Below are 19,619 nucleotides of genomic sequence, written 5' to 3'. Positions count from 1 at the left end.
TTAATTTAAATTGAAGCTAAAACGCTATTTCGAAAAGCTAAGGAACACTCCTGCTCTGATACCGGTTTTTGCCATATTTTTTAATAAATATGTGTTGATAATACTGGTATTTGTAATATGGATTCTGTTTTTGGATACAAATTCATGGCTTATTCATAGGGAATTAGATCAGGAAATCAAAGAATTAAAGGATAACAAAGAATATTATAAAAAGGAAATTGTAGAGGATCAAAAGGATATAAAAATTCTAAAAGATAGCAGTGAACTAGAAAAGTTCGCCAGAGAAGAATATTTTATGAAGCGAGATAATGAAGAAATCTACATTATTGAATACGAAGACAGTATCCCTAAAAAAGAAAAAGATGACTAAGACTTTGTTTGATGGTTTTGATGAAATTTCTGCAAAAGAATGGAAGCAAAAAATTCAATTCGATTTAAAAGGAGCTGATTATAATGAAGCTTTAATCTATAAATCGCATGAAGGAATTGACGTAAAGCCTTTCTATAGTACTGAAGATATTATTGAGGTTGATAATAGTATCTCTCACTCTTCTATCTGGAAAAACTCTCTAAAAATTGAAGTTGAGGATGCTACTGCTGGAAATAATGCAGCCTTACAGGCAATTAAAAAAGGTGCAGAAAGCATTTATTTCGTAGTCACAACCGAAAATACAGAACCGGATACACTTTTATCTGATATCTCCCCTGATGTACCTGTCTATATTGAAACTTTATTTTTGTCCTCCGATTATATCCAAAAGGTAAACACCTATGCTGATAAATCGAAACTTTCTATTCATTTACTGACCGATATCATCGGTAATTTGGCAAAAACTGGAAATTGGTTTAAAAACCTAAAAGAAGATCATCAGGTACTAGGAAATATAGTAAAAGAAAGCACCAATATAAACAACATTATTAGTGTAGACCTCGGTATACTTCAAAATGCAGGGGCTACTATGATCCAACAATTAGCTTATGGATTAGCTCACGCAAATGAATACCTTAATCACTTTGAAAATAAGGAAAACAATCCTTTTCAAGAAAAACCAATAATCTTTAAGGTTGCCGTTGGGGGAAATTACTTCTTCGAAATTGCTAAGCTAAGAGCTTTAAGAATATTATGGGATTCTTTGACAGAAGAATATAAAATGTTAAAAAAATGTTATATATTCGCGCATCCTTCACACAGAAATAAAACCATTTTAGATTATAATGTAAATATGCTTCGTACCACCACTGAGTGCATGAGCGCTATATTAGGTGGAGCGGATACGATTCATAATTTGAGATATGATGATGTATATAATCTAGAAAACGATTTCGGAACAAGAATAGCAATCAATCAATTGTTAATTCTAAAAAACGAGAGCGCTTTTGATATCGTAAACAATCCTGCATCTGGATCTTATTATATAGAAAGCTTAACAAATCAGCTGGCTGAAAAAGCGCTGTCTTTATTTAAAAACATCGAAGAAGGCGGAGGCTATTTGAAACAATTAAAATCTGGAATCATTCAGAAAAAAATAAAAGAAAGTTCAGAGAAAGAACAAGAGCTTTTTGACAAAGAAGAAGTTATTTTAACAGGAGCTAATACCTACAGAAATCCTGAAGAAGTAATACCTTCGATGCAGAAAAATCCCTTTCTTGAAAAAAATATAAGAAAAACTTTAGTTAGTCCAATTATCAAAAGAAGATTGTGTGAAAAAATTGAGAAAAACAGTATATAACGGAAATAATTCATAATTTATTGTTAACTTTCCAAAAAAATTAACATTTAAACAACAAATAATTAACAAAACTAAATCTTAATCGATGCCCCAAATGATTAGATCTAGAATCGTCATAATAACTTTATTGCTTTTAACATCAATCTGTTACTCCCAAAACGGTATCAATTGCCTCAGCGTTGATAGTAGTGGACTCTACAGTAAAGCATTCAATTCGTTCGAAAAAGACTTATTCGAATACTACAAATTCGGAAATGATTCCATAAAAACGTACCGTACATTCCTAGCAGAAGTAGCTAGTTTATCACTGGATTTAAGAAAATTACCATCAGACAATTCTATCCAACTAGCACGAGTTTTTAAAAAGAAATCGAATGACCCAAATTCTATTTGGGTAAAACTTAGCGAGTACGAAAATCACGAAGCAAGCAAAAAACCATCGCCATATACGCATCCTTCCAAAAAAGGAGAAGAAGAGATTCTGATTTTTAATTATAGAGGAGGACTTATTCAATGTTTAAAAAACAATAGTGATAGTGATGACTTCCAAAACATCATCAGCACACTCGAGCAGGATGGAAATGTAAGCACATCTCTTATTGCGCAGAGAATTTACTACATCCCTGACAAAAAATTTCGTTCTTCAGAAATAAAAAAGTTTATCGCTTTTGATATTTATTTCTCTATTCTTATGGTTATCGAAAAAGCATTTGGTTAATTATTATTGCAATATTCGTATTAACCAGTTAACATAATTTATATTTTCTAAAAAAGATCACTAATAAAACCGTAATTTTACGTTTTCATTAATGTTTTTCTTCAATGAGAATAAGACTATATCTTCTTATTGGTTCTTTACTGATTTTAATTTCGTGTAATACTGTTTTACAGGAAACCCAAAATTGGATAGAAAAATCAAATAACGATACAACCCAAATATTAGAAGGCAATTACTTTCATCTAGAAAATGGATTGGTCAAAACGTTTCTCCCTAAAGGATTTAAACAACTCTCATTAGAAAACTATAGATCCATACTTGACTCCTCTCTAACAAAGACACAGTTAAGCAATGAAATGAGAAGATTAGAAAGTATGAGAGATATGCAGGGTTCTTTTCACTTATTCTTTGACTCCTATACTAGATCCACGTATACTATAAACACGCTTCCTTATATGAATTTTAGTAAGCGAGATGCCGCTATGTTGCTTTCTATCATCAAACAAAAAAACAATCAAGTAAGCCTTGTTACTGATCTTAACTTTAAAAAACTTACCGCTGCATATGCAAAAAATAAGAATTTTACCATGTTTAGATCTATATTTCAGGTTGATAATTTTGAAGAAGACATTCGAATATTTAGTAATTTTTACATTATTACAGCTGATAAGCAAACATTTATGATCAATCTTACGACTCCGTTTGAAGTAAATTTTGATGGATATATTGAAAAAATGAAATTTTAAAAATGACCAGAAAAAATATTCAACATATTACGTTGCACCCAGAGAGTAAAGCTTCCCGTTCATCTTCTGATAAAGAAATATTTACTACTTCGGAAGGAATTGAAATAAAATCTGAATATAGCAAAGACGATATAAAAAACCTTACACATCTTAATTTTGTAGCTGGAATACCTCCATATTTGCGAGGCCCCTACTCTACCATGTATGTGAGAAGACCCTGGACTATTAGACAATATGCCGGATTCTCTACTGCAGAAGAAAGTAATGCGTTTTATCGTAGAAATCTTGCCGCAGGTCAAAAAGGACTCTCTGTTGCTTTTGATCTTGCTACACATCGCGGATATGATAGTGATCATGAGAGAGTATTTGGAGATGTGGGAATGGCTGGAGTAGCAATAGACACGGTAGAAGATATGAAAGTGCTCTTTGACCAAATACCATTAGACAAAATGTCTGTCTCTATGACAATGAATGGAGCGGTTCTACCAATAATGGCTTTTTATATTGTAGCTGCAGAAGAACAAGGAGTAGATCAAAAATTGTTATCAGGAACTATTCAGAATGATATTTTGAAGGAATTCATGGTACGTAACACCTATATCTACCCACCTACTCCATCAATGAGAATTATTAGTGATATTTTTAAGTATTGTTCTAAAAACATGCCTAAATTTAATCCGATAAGTATTTCCGGATACCATATGCAAGAAGCAGGAGCAACTTGTGATATTGAATTAGCATATACATTAGCGGATGGATTAGAATATATCAGAAAAGGAATTGATGCAGGTCTGGATGTTGATTCTTTTGCTCCTCGTTTATCATTTTTCTGGGCAATAGGAATGAATCATTTCATGGAAATCGCCAAAATGCGGGCAGCACGCATGCTTTGGGCAAAACTAATCAAACAATTCAACCCTAAAAACCCAAAGTCCTTGATGCTCAGGACTCATTGTCAGACCAGTGGATGGAGTTTAACAGCACAAGATCCTTTTAATAATGTAGCCAGAACCTGTATAGAAGCCAGCGCAGCGGCTTTTGGAGGCACCCAAAGTTTGCATACTAATGCATTGGATGAAGCTATTGCATTACCCACAGATTTCTCTGCCAGAATAGCTAGAAATACACAAATTTATCTTCAGGAAGAAACACAGATAACACGTACTGTTGATCCTTGGGCTGGAAGTTATTATGTAGAATCTTTAACAAATGACATAGCAGAAAAGGCCTGGAAACTTATAGAAGAGGTTAAAGAATTAGGAGGAATGACCAAAGCGATAGAAGCTGGAATTCCTAAAATGCGCATAGAAGAAGCTGCAGCTCGTAAGCAAGCGAGAATCGATAGCCAACAAGATCTAATTATTGGAGTTAATAAATTCCAACTGGAAGAAGAAGAACATATAGCTACCCTAAAAGTAGATAATAATGCTGTAAGAAAACAACAAATTGATGGGTTAAAGAAAGTTAAAAATTCTAGAGACGAAGAAGCGGTACAACAAGCGCTGCTTAATTTAACAAAAGCAGCTAAAGATGATGAGAAAAATTTATTAGCTTTAGCTGTGGATGCTGCACGATTAAGAGCTACTTTAGGAGAAATTAGTGATGCTCTCGAAAAAGAATTTGGAAGATATAAAGCAGAAATTAAATCATTTACAGGAGTGTATGCCAAAGAAATAAAAGACGATAAATCATTTAATAAGGCAAGAGAACTAGCTAACAAATATGCAGATCTCGAAGGCCGAAGACCTAGAATAATGATTGCAAAAATGGGACAAGACGGTCATGATCGTGGAGCTAAAGTTGTGGCTACTAGTTATGCAGATGTAGGTTTTGATGTAGATATAGGTCCTTTATTTCAGACTCCAGAAGAAGCTGCAAAACAAGCTGTAGAGAATGATGTACATATAGTAGGTGTTTCCTCATTAGCTGGAGGACACAAAACTTTAGTCCCCCAGATTATTGCCGAATTAAAAAAATATGAAAGAGAAGATATTATGGTTATTGTGGGCGGAGTCATTCCTCCTGATGATTATGAATTTCTATTTCAGGAAGGAGCTGTTGCTATATTTGGCCCTGGAACCAAAATAAGTGATGCTGCGATTACCATTTTGGAAATTTTAATTTCAACTGTTAAATAGAATTATTTAACATCTCTATTTGCATCTATTAAATAAAAGAGTCTTCAGTACGTTCTGAAAGAGGTCTATTATTAATAATTATCCCTAGATCTTATTATGAAAAGGAAGCTAAGCCTTTTAAAGAAAAGATTGTTTGTTATTATCAACGATAAAAACAGAAAAAACCTTTTAACAATCTTAAAGGAATCATTACGCTTTTGGATCCTAAAAAAAGAGATCCCATATTTTTATTTTGGAAAATTCTTATACCGAAAAGAAATCACAAACTATAAGGATTACCTAAGTAGTAAAGAAGTAGATAAGATTACCCTATCCAAGAAACTACACAAATTTCAGTATTCATCATTATTAAGAAATAAGCTGTCCTTTGCGCTATATATGGAAGAAAACAACCTTCCTGTTCCTAAATCAATCAGCTTTAATTATAAAAATCGTTTTTATTATAATTCGACACTCCTGTTAGTGAACTCAGAAGAAGAGTTACTTCTTTTTATCCAAATGATTCTTAGAGAAACAAATACCACCAGTGTCTTTATAAAATCTATAACCGGCATGGGCGGTTATGGATGTTTTCTTCTTACCAAAAAAAATCTTGCACAAGAGATAAAACAATATGCAAAAGAGATATTATCACATGAATTTATTCATCAAGAAGTTATAGAACAACATACTGAAATTAATAAAATATACAAACGTAGTGTTAATACAATACGTTTTGATACCTATATCGATAAAAAGGGTGTAACACATATTTTATCAGCTTTTATGCGATTCGGTAGTGGCGGGGATTTTATAGATAATGGTAGTGCTGGAGGTATTTACCTCTCCGTAGATTTAGAAAAAGGAAAACTCATAGGAAAAAGCCATCAACTGATGAAATATGGAGGGAAACAGCTGGAAAAACATCCTAATACTCATACAACATTTGATGGATTTGAAATCCCTTACTTTGAAGAATCTAAATTGTTAATAAAAAAAGCTGTCTCATATATACCTGATCGTATTATTGGTTGGGATATTGCAATTAGTAACAATGGCCCTATAATTATAGAAGGAAATGACAACAATTCTTTCATAACACCAGATATAGCCTACGGAGGATACCTAAAACACCCTATATTTAAGGAGATACTTGAAGAAGCGTAAATCCATTGCCCATTCGAAAATTAAAGCACTACTTCTCTCTTCTTTTTTTAAAACCTAAATCATTATTATGCTAAGAAATATATTATTCTGGACGACCGATAAATTAACAGGAAGCAAAAAAAAAGCTAATCGCAACGATATTAAATTCATAATAACTAATAGTATTTCTGAAAAGGCTAAAAAAAAGAAAAAAAAATACTTAGATACGATACTACAGCATGTAATCGAAACAGTACCTCATTACAAAAATGAAAAGCTCAAAATTGATTCTTTTCCGATAGTAAACAAAAACATTATTCGTGCTAATTTTATTGATTTTCAATCAGTAATTTATACAGACAAAAAGAAAAAAACAGTATCTACAAGTGGTTCTACAGGAACCCCTTTTATGGTATATCATGACAAAAACAAAAGCACTCGTAATACAGCAGATAATTTATATTTTTGGGGAGAAGCGGGATATAAAATTGGTGACAAACTATACTTTTTTAGGCTTTGGAATGCTTTTGAAAAGAAAAATTTTCTGACACATTTTGCGCAAAATGTTGTACCAATTGATGTTTTTGATCTTACCGACTCCTTTATCGACGACCTATTAGATACTTTACAAAAACGCAAGAGGAAATCTTGCCTATTAGGATATGTGTCTGCCTTTGAAAAAATATGTAAACATCTAGATAGAAAAAATCCTAATTTCAGAATAACTTCAGTAAAATCAATAATCGCTATTTCTGAAAAATTAAATCAATACACTAAAGATTCCGTTAAAAAATATTTTGGAATTGAACCAGTATCTAGATATTCCAATATAGAAAATGGAATCATAGCACAACAACTAAAAGGAAAGTCTCATTTTATTATTAATGATGCTAGCTATTACGTAGAAATTCTCGATATAAACACAAACGAACCTGCAAAAAAAGGAGTCATTGGAAGAATTGTTATTACAGACCTATTTAATTACTGTACCCCAATGATTAGATATGACACAGGCGACCTGGGAGCATTTGATATAATAGATGAAAAAAAAGTACTCACAAAAATAGAAGGAAGAAAAATCGATTCCATAAAAAACACGAAAGGTGAAATAATTTCATTTAACCTTGTATTAATGGTTAACAAATATCCTCAATTAACACAATGTCAATTAGTTCAAAAAAGCAAAAAAGACTATATATTAAAACTTAATTCTAATAATATCTTCAGCAAAGAAGAGGAACTACTTTCTGATTTTAAAAGATATTTAGGAAAAGATGCCAACATAACGATAGAATATGTTTCAGAAATCCCGTTGCTAGCCTCAGGCAAAAGAAGAGTAATGGTAAACGAAATGGTTTAATTCTAAATTACAATTTATGAATACAATAAACATCTTAATAAGGCATAAGTATATAAAATTAATAAAATAGTACACCTAAACTTGTCATTCTTTTTACATAATTAAGAAACAATTATTAAAATCAAGTATTTAATAAAAACCCAAAGGTTTGCTCTTTAAATTATAATATATTTGTTTAAACCATATTAAAATTGATATTTTGAAAATATTTAAAAATACTATGCGCGCATAGTATTTTAAATATAAATTGTAACTTTCACGAAAATAACGAACGATATTAATATAAAACATATGAGCTATACTGATAAAATGCTTCGTGATGGAGCCTTGGAAGGAAAAAACATTGTAGTTACCGGTGGCGGTAGTGGATTAGGTAAATCAATGACTAAGTATTTCATGGAACTTGGTGCCAAAGTAGCTATTACCTCACGTAATCTCGAAAAACTCCAAGGTACTGTAAAAGAACTTGAAGAAGAAACAGGAGGAACTTGTATACCAATACAATGTGATGTAAGACATTATGATCAGGTAGAATCCATGAGAGATCAAGTCCTCGAAGCTTTTGGATCGGTAGATATATTACTAAACAATGCTGCAGGAAACTTTATCTCCCCCACCGAACGATTATCAGCTAATGCCTTTGACACTATTATCGATATTGTATTAAAAGGAACTAAAAACTGTACACTTGCTTTCGGAAAACACTGGATAGACACCAAATACGAAAATACTAATGTATTAAATATAGTCACTACCTATGCATGGACCGGTTCTGCTTACGTAGTGCCAAGTGCCACTGCTAAAGCGGGAGTATTAGCTATGACACGATCGCTTGCGGTAGAATGGGCTAAATATGGAATGCGATTTAATGCGATTGCTCCAGGACCTTTTCCAACCAAAGGTGCTTGGGATAGACTTCTGCCTGGTGATATGAAAGATAAATTTGACCTTTCTAAAAAAGTACCTCTTCAACGTTTAGGAGAACATCAAGAGTTAGCAAACTTAGCAGCATATCTTGTTTCTGATTTTTCAGCTTATGTTAATGGAGAAGTAATCACCCTAGATGGAGGAGAATGGTTAAAAGGAGCAGGACAATTTAACTTACTCGATCAAGTTCCAGAACAAATGTGGGATATGTTAGAAGCAGCGATACGTGCTAAAAAAAGTAAATAAAACATATTAAATAAGATTGGACACAACTGAATATCAGATAAAATGCCTGATATTCAGTTTTTTTTTGAAAAAGTCACGTATTTACGAAGAGAATACTTACTAACTAATATATAAAAGTAATATTCAAAAGAATTTTAAGGGTCAAACAAAAAAAAGCTAAATGATTATACCCTATCGAGAATGAAGTTCTTTGATTCGATATTCAACTAAAAAAATAGTTGAATATCGAATTTTTAACTATTTTAGGCTTTTAATAAATTCGGAAACGAGTTTACATTAATAATTCATCAATGAAGATAAAAACAATTTCTAATACATTTATCGGAGCATTTTTATGTAGCATCCCACTTACTTTAATTGCCCAAACAACAACTGACAAAGAGCTTGGAGTATCTACTAGCATAGAAAATAATGCGAAAATCCCGGTAGACCCTAATGTAAAAATTGGGAAACTAGATAATGGCCTCACCTATTACATCCGAAGTAACGGAAAACCCGAAGATAAAGTAGAATTAAGACTTGTTGTAAATGCAGGATCTATTTTAGAGAATGAAAATCAATTAGGGCTTGCTCATTTTATGGAGCATATGAACTTTAATGGAACTAAGAATTTTAAAAAGAATGATCTGATTGACTATCTACAGACGATTGGAGTTAAATTTGGTGCAGACCTTAATGCATATACCAGTTTTGACCAAACAGTGTATATTTTACCTATCCCTAGTGATGATCCTGAAAAATTAGAAAAGGGATTCCAAATTATGGAAGATTGGGCTCACAATGCAGAACTTACAGAAGAAGCAATTGATGGAGAAAGAGGTGTTGTCCTAGAAGAATATCGTATAGGTAAAGGTGCTAATGAAAGAATGCTTCAAAAATACTTACCCATAATTGCCTATAATTCTAAATATTCTGAACGGTTGCCAATAGGCACAAAAGAAAATCTGGAAAACTTTAAATATGAAGATGTAAGAAGCTATTACAAAGATTGGTACAGACCAGATCTAATATCAGTAATTGCCGTTGGAGATCTTGATGTTGCAACTTTAGAACAAAAGATAAAAGATCATTTCAGCGGTATCGAAATGCCAGAGAATCCTAAAAAAAGAGAGACTTATGATACTCCAAATCACGATGAAACTCTTATTGCCGTAGTTTCAGATAAAGAAGCATCTAACTCTATTGTAAGATTAATGTATAAAGATAGAGAGGTTTCAGAACCAATGACTACGGTAGGTGATTACAGAAAGGATATTATAGAGGGAGTTTTTACCCAAATGATGAATAACCGTCTTAACGAACTAAGAAACAAGCCTAATCCACCTTTCGTATTTGCAGGAAGTGGTCACAGTGGTATTTTTGCGAGAAATAAGAAAGCATATCAGTCGTTTGCTTTAACTTCTGAAACTGGGCAACTTAATGCTTTGAAGGTAATTCTACAAGAGAATAAAAGAGTACAGCAATACGGATTCAAAAAAGGAGAACTAGATCGAGCAAAAAAAGATATCACTGCAAGATGGGAAAAATCGTTCAAGGATAAGGATAAAAGAGAATCTAATAGAATCATAGGACAGTATATTAATAATTACCTTGAACAGGAGCCTATTCCTGGAATCGAATGGGAATATCAATATACAATGTCGCAATTACCAACTATTACTCTAGAAGAAGTAAATGAATTAATTAAGAACTTTTTACACGATGATAATCGTGCCGTAGTAATGACCGGACCTGAAAAAGAAGGACTAAAACTGGTAACAAAAGAAGAAATTATTTCCTTACTAAAAGCAATAGAAACTTCTGAAATAGAAGATTATAAAGATGAAGAAGTTCGTAAAAACCTGATCGAAAGCATGCCAATTCCGGGAAAAATTATTTCTTCTAAAACTGATGAAAAATTGGGTTATACGGTTTTAGAATTAGGTAACGGAGCAAAAATCACTTATAAAAAAACCGATTTTAAAAACGATGAAATTTTATTTTCCGCATTTAGTTATGGAGGAAATTCTTTGTATACTGATGAAGAATATATGCAGATTGCTTTCGGAAGTGGAAGTGTGGCACAAACAGGTTTAGGTGGACTATCACGTAATGATATCAGCAAAGTGATGTCTGGTAAAATTGTCGCATTAAGCCCTTATATTACTAGTATCTCTGAAGGTTTTAATGGTTTTACAACTTCTAAAGATATGGAAACATTGTTCCAACAACTGTACTTATACTTTACAGATGTAAATAAAGATGAGAAAGCATTTAGAACAGAACTCGAAAAACAAAAAGGGTTTTTGGCAAATTATCTTTCTAATCCACAAAATTATTTCCGTGAAGAGTTTAATAAATTTCAATATGGAGAAAACCCAAGATATACTGGTTTTCCAACTTCAGAAAAATTAGATGCCGTTAATTATGAACTTGCATACCAGAAGTACAAAGAGAGGTTTGCAGGTGTTGGAGGTTTCAATTTCTACCTGGTAGGAAGTATTGATGAAGTTAAATTAAAAGAATATGTAGAAAAGTATATCGCTAGTTTACCAGACACAGGTAAAAATGAAACCTATAACGTTTCTGGTTTTAGGCCAATATCTGGAGCTCATGAAAAAATAGTTTATAAAGGTAAAGATCCTAAAAGCTCTGTAAATATCATTTGGAGAGGAGAAACAGAATACAATAAATCCGAAGATTTAACCATAAAAGCCTTAGGAGAAATCCTTTCTATTAAGTTAATTGAAAAACTTAGAGAAGAAGAAAGTGGTGTTTATGGGGTTGGTGCCAGAGGAAGACTAAACAAACTACCTTATGGAAGTTATAACTTTAGCATAAGTTTTCCTTGTGGTCCGGAAAACGTAAAAAAATTAACTGATGCTGCTATTGCCGAGTTACAAAAAATCATAAAAGATGGACCAACCGATAAGGATCTTTCTAAAATTAAGGAATCTAGATTATTAGACTATAAAGAAAAAAGCAAACAAAACTCGTTTTGGCTGAGCAATCTTCAGAGTGCTGATTACAATCAAACACCAATGGAGAGTGGAGAAAACTACGCTGAAACTATTGCAAAGTTATCCAAACAAGATATTCAGAATGTGGCTAAAAAATATGTAGACACAGGATATATTTTGGGTATACTAATGCCAGAAAAAGAATAATTTAAACTTATTATTCATCCCGCAGGCCATCAGTTTCAGCTGATGGCCTTTTTTATTAAACACTGTTAATATTTTTCATTTTTATAATGTATAATTAATTGTATTTTTATCGCTTAAATCCAAATCTCCCCACATGGGTAAAATAATAGCGATTGCCAATCAAAAAGGTGGTGTTGGTAAAACAACCACTTCTGTAAATTTAGCAGCTTCTCTAGGAGTATTAGAGAAAAAAGTATTACTAATAGATGCAGATCCTCAAGCCAATGCGACTTCGGGACTGGGACTAGATGTAGAAAGTATTGAAAAAGGAACCTATCAGATTCTGGAACATACTATTAAACCTGAAGAGGCAATATTAGAGACTAATTCTCCTAATGTAGATATCATACCGGCACATATTGATCTGGTAGCTATAGAGATTGAACTAGTCGATAAAGACGAACGAGAATATATGCTGAAAAAGGCTATTGAGCATCTTAAATCAGCATATGATTATATTTTGATCGATTGTGCTCCGTCACTTGGTCTGTTAACACTGAATGCCCTTACGGCATCGGATTCGGTAATTATTCCTATTCAATGCGAATACTTTGCGCTTGAAGGGTTAGGAAAATTACTAAATACGATAAAAAGTGTTCAGAAAATCCACAATCAACATCTGGATATCGAAGGATTATTGTTAACAATGTATGACTCAAGGTTGCGATTATCCAATCAAGTAGTCGAAGAAGTACAAAAACATTTTAATGAAATGGTTTTTAAAACAATCATTCAGCGAAATATCCGTTTAAGCGAAGCACCTAGTTATGGTGAAAGTATAATAAATTACGATGCTTCTAGTAAAGGTGCCAGCAATTACTTAAGTTTGGCGCACGAGATTATAAAGAAAAATAGTTAAGGATTCATGGCGAAGGCAACAAAAAAACAAGCTTTAGGCAGAGGGCTATCAGCTTTACTGAAAGACCCGGAAAATGATATCAAATCAGCAGATGACAAAAATGCTGATAAAGTGGTTGGAAATATTATAGAATTGGACCTCAATAGTATTGAAGTAAATCCTTTTCAACCGCGTACAAGTTTTAATGATGAAACACTACAAGAACTTGCGACTTCTATAAAAGAAATAGGTGTAATTCAACCGATTACTGTTCGGAAATTAGATTTTGATAAGTATCAGCTAGTAAGTGGAGAAAGGCGTTTTAGAGCTTCTAAATTAGTTGGATTAAAAACTATCCCTGCATATATTCGTATTGCTGATGATCAGGAATCATTAACAATGGCACTGGTAGAAAATATCCAACGTCAGGATTTAGACCCAATCGAGATTTCATTATCGTATCAAAGATTAATCGATGAGATTCAATTAACCCAAGAACAATTAAGTGATCGTGTAGGTAAAAAAAGATCTACTATTGCTAATTACTTAAGACTATTAAAACTAGATCCTATTGTACAAACTGGTATTCGAGATGGATTTATCTCGATGGGTCATGGAAGAGCATTGATTAATGTCCAAGATCAGCAGCAACAGCTTGATATTTATGAAAAAATTATTGGAGATTCGTTATCCGTTCGTAACACTGAAAAATTAGTTAGGTCTTTAAACAACAAAGAAGAAAAACCGAATACTGAAAAAACGGAAAGTAAAGCTCCTCAATATATCTTAAAAGGAATCAAAGATTTCTCAGAATATTTTGGAGCAAAGATTGACGTAAAGGTTTCCAGTAACGGACGTGGGAAATTGATTATCCCGTTTTCTTCAGAAGAAGATTTTAAACGCCTAAAGAAACTCATTGATAGTGAAAACTAAGTCCTTTTATATTATCCTATTCCTGTTTTTTTGTATTCATTCTATTTTTTCTCAAGAGAAGAATGAAAATGAAGAACTAAAGGTGGTTACAGAAGAGGTAGCCGTAAAAAAGAAGAAAAAAAAGAATAAAAAATTAAGACCTTATGAACCCTTAGCCCCTGCTCGAGCGGCTTTTTATTCAGCTATTTTACCAGGATTGGGACAAGCACATACCGGAAAGTATTGGAAAATACCGATTGTTTATGGTGCACTGGGAGCCGGAATATATTATTATAAATTTAATAATGATTTGTATACTGAAGCTCGTGATTTTTATAAAAGTAGATTAGCTGGTGTTCCAGATGATCCGACCAATAGATTATCTGTTCTTACTAATGAACAATTAATAGATCGACAACGACGCTTTAGAAAAGATCAGGAATTATCAATAATGATTACAGTAGGTTTATATGTACTAAATATTATTGATGCCAATGTAACTGCTCATTTACAGCAATTTAACGTTTCTAAAGACCTATCCTTTAAACCCAAAATAAATTTTAATGAGTTAGGAGGCAAACCTAATTACGGTATGTCACTAAATTATAGTTTCTAAATTTTATAACCACCATCACCAAAAATATGAAGATTGCGCTACTAGGATATGGCAGAATGGGTAAAACCATAGAAAAAATTGCAACAGAAAGAGGTCATACTATTGTACTCACTGTAGACAAGGACGATAAAGAATATGATGTATCTGTAGCTGATGTGGCTATTGATTTCAGCATTCCATCTGCAGCAGTAAATAATATTACTAATTGCTTTAATGCTGGCGTACCTATTGTTTCCGGAACCACAGGTTGGTTAGATCATTATGATCATATCATATCCCTTTGCAAGGAAAAAAAAGGTGGTTTTATTTACGCTTCAAATTATAGCTTGGGGGTTAACTTGTTTTTTGAATTAAACAAAAAATTAGCTAAAATGATGAATCCGATAGATGGCTATGACATACATATGGAGGAAATTCATCATACTCAGAAATTGGATGCTCCTAGCGGAACGGCAATTACATTAGCAGAAGGTATTATAGAAAACACTGATAAAGATGCTTGGCAATTAGATAAAAGAGACGACAACACAATTCCTATTGTAGCAAAAAGAATTGAAAACGTTCCTGGTACACATACAGTTACCTATACGTCAGCAGTAGATGATATAGAAATTAAACATACTGCGCATAATCGTCAGGGATTTGCACTTGGTGCTGTTGTAGCTGCAGAATGGTTATGTGGTAAAACAGGGATTTTCGGGATGAAAGACGTTTTAGGTTTATAACGAAACAATTAAAAAGTGTAACACTTTTATAGTTACATACACTTATACTAAAAACATACAAAAGAATGACACTATCAGAATGGTTTATTTTTTTCCTGGCGGTACAAGTAGTACATTTCTTAGGAACTTGGAAATTATACGTTAAAGCAGGAAGAAAAGCATGGGAAGCAGCAGTACCTGTTTATAATGCAGTAGTACTAATGAAAATAATCAATCGTCCATGGTGGTGGGTTATTCTATTATTTATTCCGGTTATTAATGTAATTATGCTTCCTGTAATATGGGTAGAAACCATTAGAAGCTTCGGAAAAAACACGACCACAGATACTATTTTAGTTATCGTTACATTAGGCTTTTATATCTACTATGTAAATTACATGTTGGATGTAAATCATATAGAAGATAGAGATCTAAAACCGAGAACCGGTACTGGAGAATGGGTAAGTTCTATTCTTTTTGCAGTAGTTGCAGCGACACTAGTGCATACATACTTTATGCAACCCTATACGATACCTACCGGATCTTTAGAAAGAACATTATTGGTGGGAGACTTCTTGTTTGTAAGTAAGTTTCATTATGGTGCCAGAACACCTATGACAGCAATTTCTTTTCCTATGGTACATGATACGATACCTTTAGTAAAGACTAAATCATATAATAGCGATATACAATATCCATATTTCAGACTACCTGGTTTTCAAAAAATTAAGCGTAATGATATTGTAGTGTTTAGCTGGCCAGTGGATACCGTAAATGCATTCCAACAATGGGGTGATGGTAAATATCATTATAAACCTATCGATAAAAAATCGAATTATGTAAAACGATGTGTAGGTATACCAGGAGATTCCTTATCTGTGGTGGATGGATATGTCCATATCAACGGAAAACAAACAGAATTGCCGGATAGGGCTGAAATACAGTTCTCTTATAGCGGTGAATTCAAACAAAGTGAATCTTCTTACTCAGCGTTAAATCCCGATTATCTTTATGAAAGATATGGTCTTAAACCAAATGAATTTAGCGCATTCATATTTGATGAACGAACTCAAAAAACTTATCTAAGGAAATCATTTAATCGTGCTCTTTTAACAAATGAGTCAGCAGAACTTTTTAAAAATAATGGTGGAGTAACAGGTTTAGAAAGAAACATCTATCCGAAAGGTGTTAAAGTACCGGGCACTTTTCCAAATAAGGGAAAAGTAAACTGGAATTTAGATAATTTTGGAGCTATTTATATTCCTGAAGCTGGTAAAACGGTTAAAATAGATCTAGAAAGTTTTTATCTATATCGAAGAATTATAGAAGTATATGAAGGATCTGAAATGGGAATCGATAACAAATTATCTGTAAATGGAACTCAGGTATTATTAAATGGAAATCCTATCGACACCTACACCTTTAAGCAAGATTATTACTGGATGATGGGTGATAATCGTCATAATAGCGAAGATAGTCGTGCTTGGGGGTATGTGCCGGCAACTCATATTGTGGGGAAACCTGTTTTTATATGGATGAGTTGGGATACCAATGCAAAAGGGCTTTTTAATAAAATACGATGGGAACGTCTATTTACTACAGTAGGTGGTAATGGAAAACCTGTATCTTATTTCTATTACTTCTTGATCACACTGATTGGTTATATAGTTTTCAGCAAGTATCGTAAACGAAAAAAAGCAGCTTAAGGTAATAACACCATAAGAATAAAAATCTTGAGAGTCATATAAATTTGTATAGATAGTTTTTTAAATATTTTTCGAAGACCTTTTAATGGATAAGAATAGTAAAATACTTCTCGGAACTCTACTCTTTGTGGTTAGTATTTTCTTATACATAGCATTCGGAACAGATGTGTATAGATTTTATACTAATTCGAGCGCCGCTAATGAGCCTAACTTACCTATTAACAGCAAAGTAGTAGTATCTATTTTTATAAAGCCCAAGAGGTTGGATTTTGTTTGCTATAAGCACACCGATAGTTTGTGGGGAAACAATAAACGAATTCATCGATTAGTTGGTATCCCTAATGATACTTTAGAAATTAAAAATGGCGTATTGTATGTTAATCGTAAGAACGTAGATAGTATTATCAATCTTGTACATTCATATAAGATTCAAGAAAAAGTTGCTAAAAAATTAGCCCAAAATAAAGAACTTATCACTTTGTTTGATGACCGTTCTTATTACCAATCTAATAATGATTCTGTAATTGCATTTATGAGTGACCGAATTGCAAAAAGAAATAATCTTGAAAGTTTTAAACAAATAATATCAAAAGGAAAAATTGATCAACATATCAAAAATCAATTTGGAATGAATTGGAATATAGATAATTTTGGTCCTTTAGTACTAAAAGAAAAGGAATATTTTGTAATAGGTGATAACAGACATAATTCAGAGGATTCCCGGATGATTGGAATTATTGATGAATCTAAAATTATTGGTAAAGCAACACGATTCTAGAAACGTTATGAAAACACCTCTACTCCATCCTATGTATTTTGGATCTATTGAGCAATATGTCGCAATAGCACAATCGGACACTATTGTTTTTGAACATCAGGACAATTACCAAAAGCAAACCTATCGCAATAGAACCTATATTTATGGAGCTAATGGTAAACTCTTATTGACCATACCCATAAAACACGTAGGCAATGGAACTAAACAATTATATAAGAATGTACGTGTAGAAAATGAATTCCCATGGCAATTACTCCACTGGAAGTCTATCCAATCTGCTTATCGAACCTCTCCGTTTTTTGAGTATTATGAAGATGATTTGGCTCACCTATTCGAAAAAAGAAAAGATTTTTTACTGGATTTCAATTACGAATGTATGGAGGTTATTTTTGATTGCCTGCAATTAAACCCTTCATATACCAAAACAAAAGATTACCAAAAAGATTCTGAAGATCTGAATGATATGAGAATCTTAGTGAATTCCAAAAAAGAAGAAACACATAAACTGGAAACATACATTCAGGTATTTTCGGACAAACACGGTTTCATTCCCAATCTTTCTATTTTAGACCTATTGTTTAACGAAGGAACGAATACACTTACCTACTTAGAAAATCAATCGATTTTTTGATGTTTCGGCTAACTATACATTACGGATTTCATTTTTTAATACCTTTAGCTATTGCTTTACTTTTCTTTCCTAAACAATGGAAAAAAGTATATCTCATTTTTCTTGGAGCCATGTTGATTGATATAGATCACTTATTAGCGGATCCAATTTTTGATCCAAATCGATGTAGTGTTGGATTTCATATTCTGCACAGCATATATGCTATAATCATATATACGGTTTTATTATTTCCTAAAAAAACAAGAGTTTTGGGTATAGCCCTACTTTGGCACATTATTACAGATCAATTAGACTGTTGGATGATGTAAATGCGTTTATTTAGAAAATATTCTTTACATTTAGTACAAAACTAGCTGTACATATTTCTTTTTTAACACTGTTTACCTATGAATAGATTTCTACTTTTTATCGTTTTAATAACCTTTTTCTCTTGTGGAAAACAAACTAAAGAATCAAAAGAAGATTCTAAAAACCAAACAGAAAACATCGAAGTGTTACCCATACAAAAACACGCTACGATACCAATGGACACAACATTGGCTAGAAAACTTTCTAAAAAAGAAATGAATGCCATTTTCTCTAATAGGAGACAAATTCAATTAGGTATTTCTAACCCACTGTATCAGGTATATAATTATAAAGACAACTCTGGTGAATATTATTTATTACTAACTGATCATAAAAATGTCGTAAACGAAGAAAAAGACACCTTATACGATAATATATATGCACTAAACTTAAGAGTGGAAAAGAATCAATTTAAGAAAAGATCAACGATCAAAGGTGAAATGGATCAAGAATGGGAAACTTCAATTGGTTTCTGGAATCAATACTCACAATTATCAGATCTTGATGGCGACGGTGAAGTAGACCCTATAATTGTCTATGGCACCACTACACATAGTATGTATGAAGATGGTAGAGTAAAAATCATAGCTTATTATAAAAAAAGCAGAGTAACTATTAAACATCAGAACAGTGAAATTCCTGATGGAAGAATCACTAAAATTAATAAGAAGCTCTATAATTTTCCAATACAAATACAAGAAGCAGTAATAGAAAAAATGAAACTAATGACAAAAAATGGTCATGCAGTTTTTGCCGATGATTGGGAGAAAAGCATAAAAAACAAAGCTACTCGTTTAGAAAATAAATAACACTTCAAAATCAGTGTTCTTGTTAATCTCTGTTATACTATTATTGCTATTTTTATACTTTAAAATTATAGTTTAATCCTTGAAAATATCGGATAATGATCA

The 19,619-nt window shown here is 32.4% G+C and carries 18 protein-coding genes; all 18 read left to right on the top strand.

The genetic code is table 11. The features are described 5' to 3' along the window. The first annotated feature begins 55 nt into the window (after positions 1-55). Entirely contained in the window at positions 56-370 is a 315-nt protein-coding gene (locus tag Q0910_RS07995) for a septum formation initiator family protein (RefSeq protein WP_299214605.1), read from the top strand. After that, on the top strand, positions 363-1,730 hold the full coding sequence (locus tag Q0910_RS07990) for a methylmalonyl-CoA mutase subunit beta (RefSeq protein ID WP_299214573.1): 1,368 nt from the start codon (positions 363-365) through the stop codon (positions 1,728-1,730). Before Q0910_RS07995 ends, Q0910_RS07990 begins: the two co-directional genes overlap by 8 nt. 94 nt (positions 1,731-1,824) lie before the next feature. Further along, complete coding sequence (locus tag Q0910_RS07985) at positions 1,825-2,448, top strand: hypothetical protein (RefSeq protein WP_299214571.1); 624 nt, start codon at positions 1,825-1,827, stop codon at positions 2,446-2,448. A gap of 104 nt (positions 2,449-2,552) precedes the next feature. Next, on the top strand, positions 2,553-3,194 hold the full coding sequence (locus tag Q0910_RS07980; RefSeq protein WP_299214568.1) for a hypothetical protein: 642 nt from the start codon (positions 2,553-2,555) through the stop codon (positions 3,192-3,194). Positions 3,195-3,196: 2 nt separating this feature from the next. Beyond that, positions 3,197-5,332 carry a methylmalonyl-CoA mutase gene (scpA, locus tag Q0910_RS07975; RefSeq protein WP_299214566.1) on the top strand — a complete coding sequence of 712 codons (2,136 nt, stop codon included), beginning with the start codon at positions 3,197-3,199 and terminating at the stop codon, positions 5,330-5,332. A gap of 96 nt (positions 5,333-5,428) precedes the next feature. After that, positions 5,429-6,478, top strand: a complete 1,050-nt coding sequence (locus tag Q0910_RS07970; protein ID WP_299214564.1) for a sugar-transfer associated ATP-grasp domain-containing protein — start codon at positions 5,429-5,431, stop codon at positions 6,476-6,478. A gap of 67 nt (positions 6,479-6,545) precedes the next feature. Continuing rightward, positions 6,546-7,817, top strand: a complete 1,272-nt coding sequence (locus Q0910_RS07965) for a CoF synthetase (RefSeq protein WP_299214561.1) — start codon at positions 6,546-6,548, stop codon at positions 7,815-7,817. Between the two features lie 291 nt (positions 7,818-8,108). Next, positions 8,109-8,990 carry an SDR family oxidoreductase gene (locus Q0910_RS07960; RefSeq protein WP_299214559.1) on the top strand — a complete coding sequence of 294 codons (882 nt, stop codon included), beginning with the start codon at positions 8,109-8,111 and terminating at the stop codon, positions 8,988-8,990. A gap of 290 nt (positions 8,991-9,280) precedes the next feature. Beyond that, positions 9,281-12,136 carry a pitrilysin family protein gene (locus tag Q0910_RS07955; protein ID WP_299214555.1) on the top strand — a complete coding sequence of 952 codons (2,856 nt, stop codon included), beginning with the start codon at positions 9,281-9,283 and terminating at the stop codon, positions 12,134-12,136. Positions 12,137-12,269: 133 nt separating this feature from the next. Beyond that, positions 12,270-13,034 (top strand): AAA family ATPase, encoded by a 765-nt coding sequence (locus Q0910_RS07950; RefSeq protein WP_118462167.1) that lies wholly within the window; start codon positions 12,270-12,272, stop codon positions 13,032-13,034. Positions 13,035-13,040: 6 nt separating this feature from the next. Beyond that, positions 13,041-13,946: a ParB/RepB/Spo0J family partition protein gene (locus Q0910_RS07945; protein WP_299214551.1), complete on the top strand. Its 906-nt coding sequence runs from the start codon at positions 13,041-13,043 to the stop codon at positions 13,944-13,946. Further along, complete coding sequence (locus tag Q0910_RS07940; RefSeq protein ID WP_299214548.1) at positions 13,936-14,541, top strand: DUF5683 domain-containing protein; 606 nt, start codon at positions 13,936-13,938, stop codon at positions 14,539-14,541. Before Q0910_RS07945 ends, Q0910_RS07940 begins: the two co-directional genes overlap by 11 nt. A gap of 26 nt (positions 14,542-14,567) precedes the next feature. Continuing rightward, entirely contained in the window at positions 14,568-15,266 is a 699-nt protein-coding gene (gene dapB, locus Q0910_RS07935) for a 4-hydroxy-tetrahydrodipicolinate reductase (protein WP_299214545.1), read from the top strand. 65 nt (positions 15,267-15,331) lie between these two features. Continuing rightward, positions 15,332-16,951, top strand: coding sequence for a signal peptidase I (lepB, locus tag Q0910_RS07930; RefSeq protein ID WP_299214541.1), 1,620 nt, complete (start codon positions 15,332-15,334; stop codon positions 16,949-16,951). An 85-nt stretch (positions 16,952-17,036) separates the two neighbouring features. Then, the gene (lepB, locus tag Q0910_RS07925; RefSeq protein WP_299214538.1) at positions 17,037-17,729 is read left to right on the top strand and encodes a signal peptidase I; all 693 of its coding nucleotides are present in this window, start codon (positions 17,037-17,039) and stop codon (positions 17,727-17,729) included. 7 nt (positions 17,730-17,736) lie between these two features. Continuing rightward, positions 17,737-18,360: a WbqC family protein gene (locus Q0910_RS07920; protein ID WP_299214534.1), complete on the top strand. Its 624-nt coding sequence runs from the start codon at positions 17,737-17,739 to the stop codon at positions 18,358-18,360. After that, positions 18,360-18,668, top strand: a complete 309-nt coding sequence (locus tag Q0910_RS07915) for a DUF6122 family protein (RefSeq protein WP_299214530.1) — start codon at positions 18,360-18,362, stop codon at positions 18,666-18,668. The genes Q0910_RS07920 and Q0910_RS07915 overlap by 1 nt, the downstream gene beginning before the upstream one ends. A gap of 78 nt (positions 18,669-18,746) precedes the next feature. Continuing rightward, on the top strand, positions 18,747-19,517 hold the full coding sequence (locus Q0910_RS07910; RefSeq protein ID WP_299214527.1) for a M949_RS01915 family surface polysaccharide biosynthesis protein: 771 nt from the start codon (positions 18,747-18,749) through the stop codon (positions 19,515-19,517). The last annotated feature ends 102 nt before the right edge of the window (positions 19,518-19,619 follow it).

The sequence above is a fragment of the uncultured Aquimarina sp. genome (genome assembly GCF_947495315.1).
Lineage (GTDB): Bacteria > Bacteroidota > Bacteroidia > Flavobacteriales > Flavobacteriaceae > Aquimarina.
This window is presented reverse-complemented; position numbering and strand designations above follow the sequence as displayed.

Excerpts from the sequence above, each read along its gene's own strand:
- Q0910_RS07990 (WP_299214573.1), top strand. The coding sequence starts at position 363 with ATGACTAAGACTTTGTTTGATGGTTTTGATGAAATTTCTGCAAAAGAA.
- Q0910_RS07985 (WP_299214571.1), top strand. The coding sequence starts at position 1,825 with ATGATTAGATCTAGAATCGTCATAATAACTTTATTGCTTTTAACATCA.
- Q0910_RS07980 (WP_299214568.1), top strand. The coding sequence starts at position 2,553 with ATGAGAATAAGACTATATCTTCTTATTGGTTCTTTACTGATTTTAATT.
- scpA (WP_299214566.1), top strand. The coding sequence starts at position 3,197 with ATGACCAGAAAAAATATTCAACATATTACGTTGCACCCAGAGAGTAAA.
- Q0910_RS07970 (WP_299214564.1), top strand. The coding sequence starts at position 5,429 with ATGAAAAGGAAGCTAAGCCTTTTAAAGAAAAGATTGTTTGTTATTATC.
- Q0910_RS07965 (WP_299214561.1), top strand. The coding sequence starts at position 6,546 with ATGCTAAGAAATATATTATTCTGGACGACCGATAAATTAACAGGAAGC.
- Q0910_RS07960 (WP_299214559.1), top strand. The coding sequence starts at position 8,109 with ATGAGCTATACTGATAAAATGCTTCGTGATGGAGCCTTGGAAGGAAAA.
- Q0910_RS07955 (WP_299214555.1), top strand. The coding sequence starts at position 9,281 with ATGAAGATAAAAACAATTTCTAATACATTTATCGGAGCATTTTTATGT.
- Q0910_RS07950 (WP_118462167.1), top strand. The coding sequence starts at position 12,270 with ATGGGTAAAATAATAGCGATTGCCAATCAAAAAGGTGGTGTTGGTAAA.
- Q0910_RS07945 (WP_299214551.1), top strand. The coding sequence starts at position 13,041 with ATGGCGAAGGCAACAAAAAAACAAGCTTTAGGCAGAGGGCTATCAGCT.
- dapB (WP_299214545.1), top strand. The coding sequence starts at position 14,568 with ATGAAGATTGCGCTACTAGGATATGGCAGAATGGGTAAAACCATAGAA.
- lepB (WP_299214541.1), top strand. The coding sequence starts at position 15,332 with ATGACACTATCAGAATGGTTTATTTTTTTCCTGGCGGTACAAGTAGTA.
- lepB (WP_299214538.1), top strand. The coding sequence starts at position 17,037 with ATGGATAAGAATAGTAAAATACTTCTCGGAACTCTACTCTTTGTGGTT.
- Q0910_RS07920 (WP_299214534.1), top strand. The coding sequence starts at position 17,737 with ATGAAAACACCTCTACTCCATCCTATGTATTTTGGATCTATTGAGCAA.
- Q0910_RS07915 (WP_299214530.1), top strand. The coding sequence starts at position 18,360 with ATGTTTCGGCTAACTATACATTACGGATTTCATTTTTTAATACCTTTA.
- Q0910_RS07910 (WP_299214527.1), top strand. The coding sequence starts at position 18,747 with ATGAATAGATTTCTACTTTTTATCGTTTTAATAACCTTTTTCTCTTGT.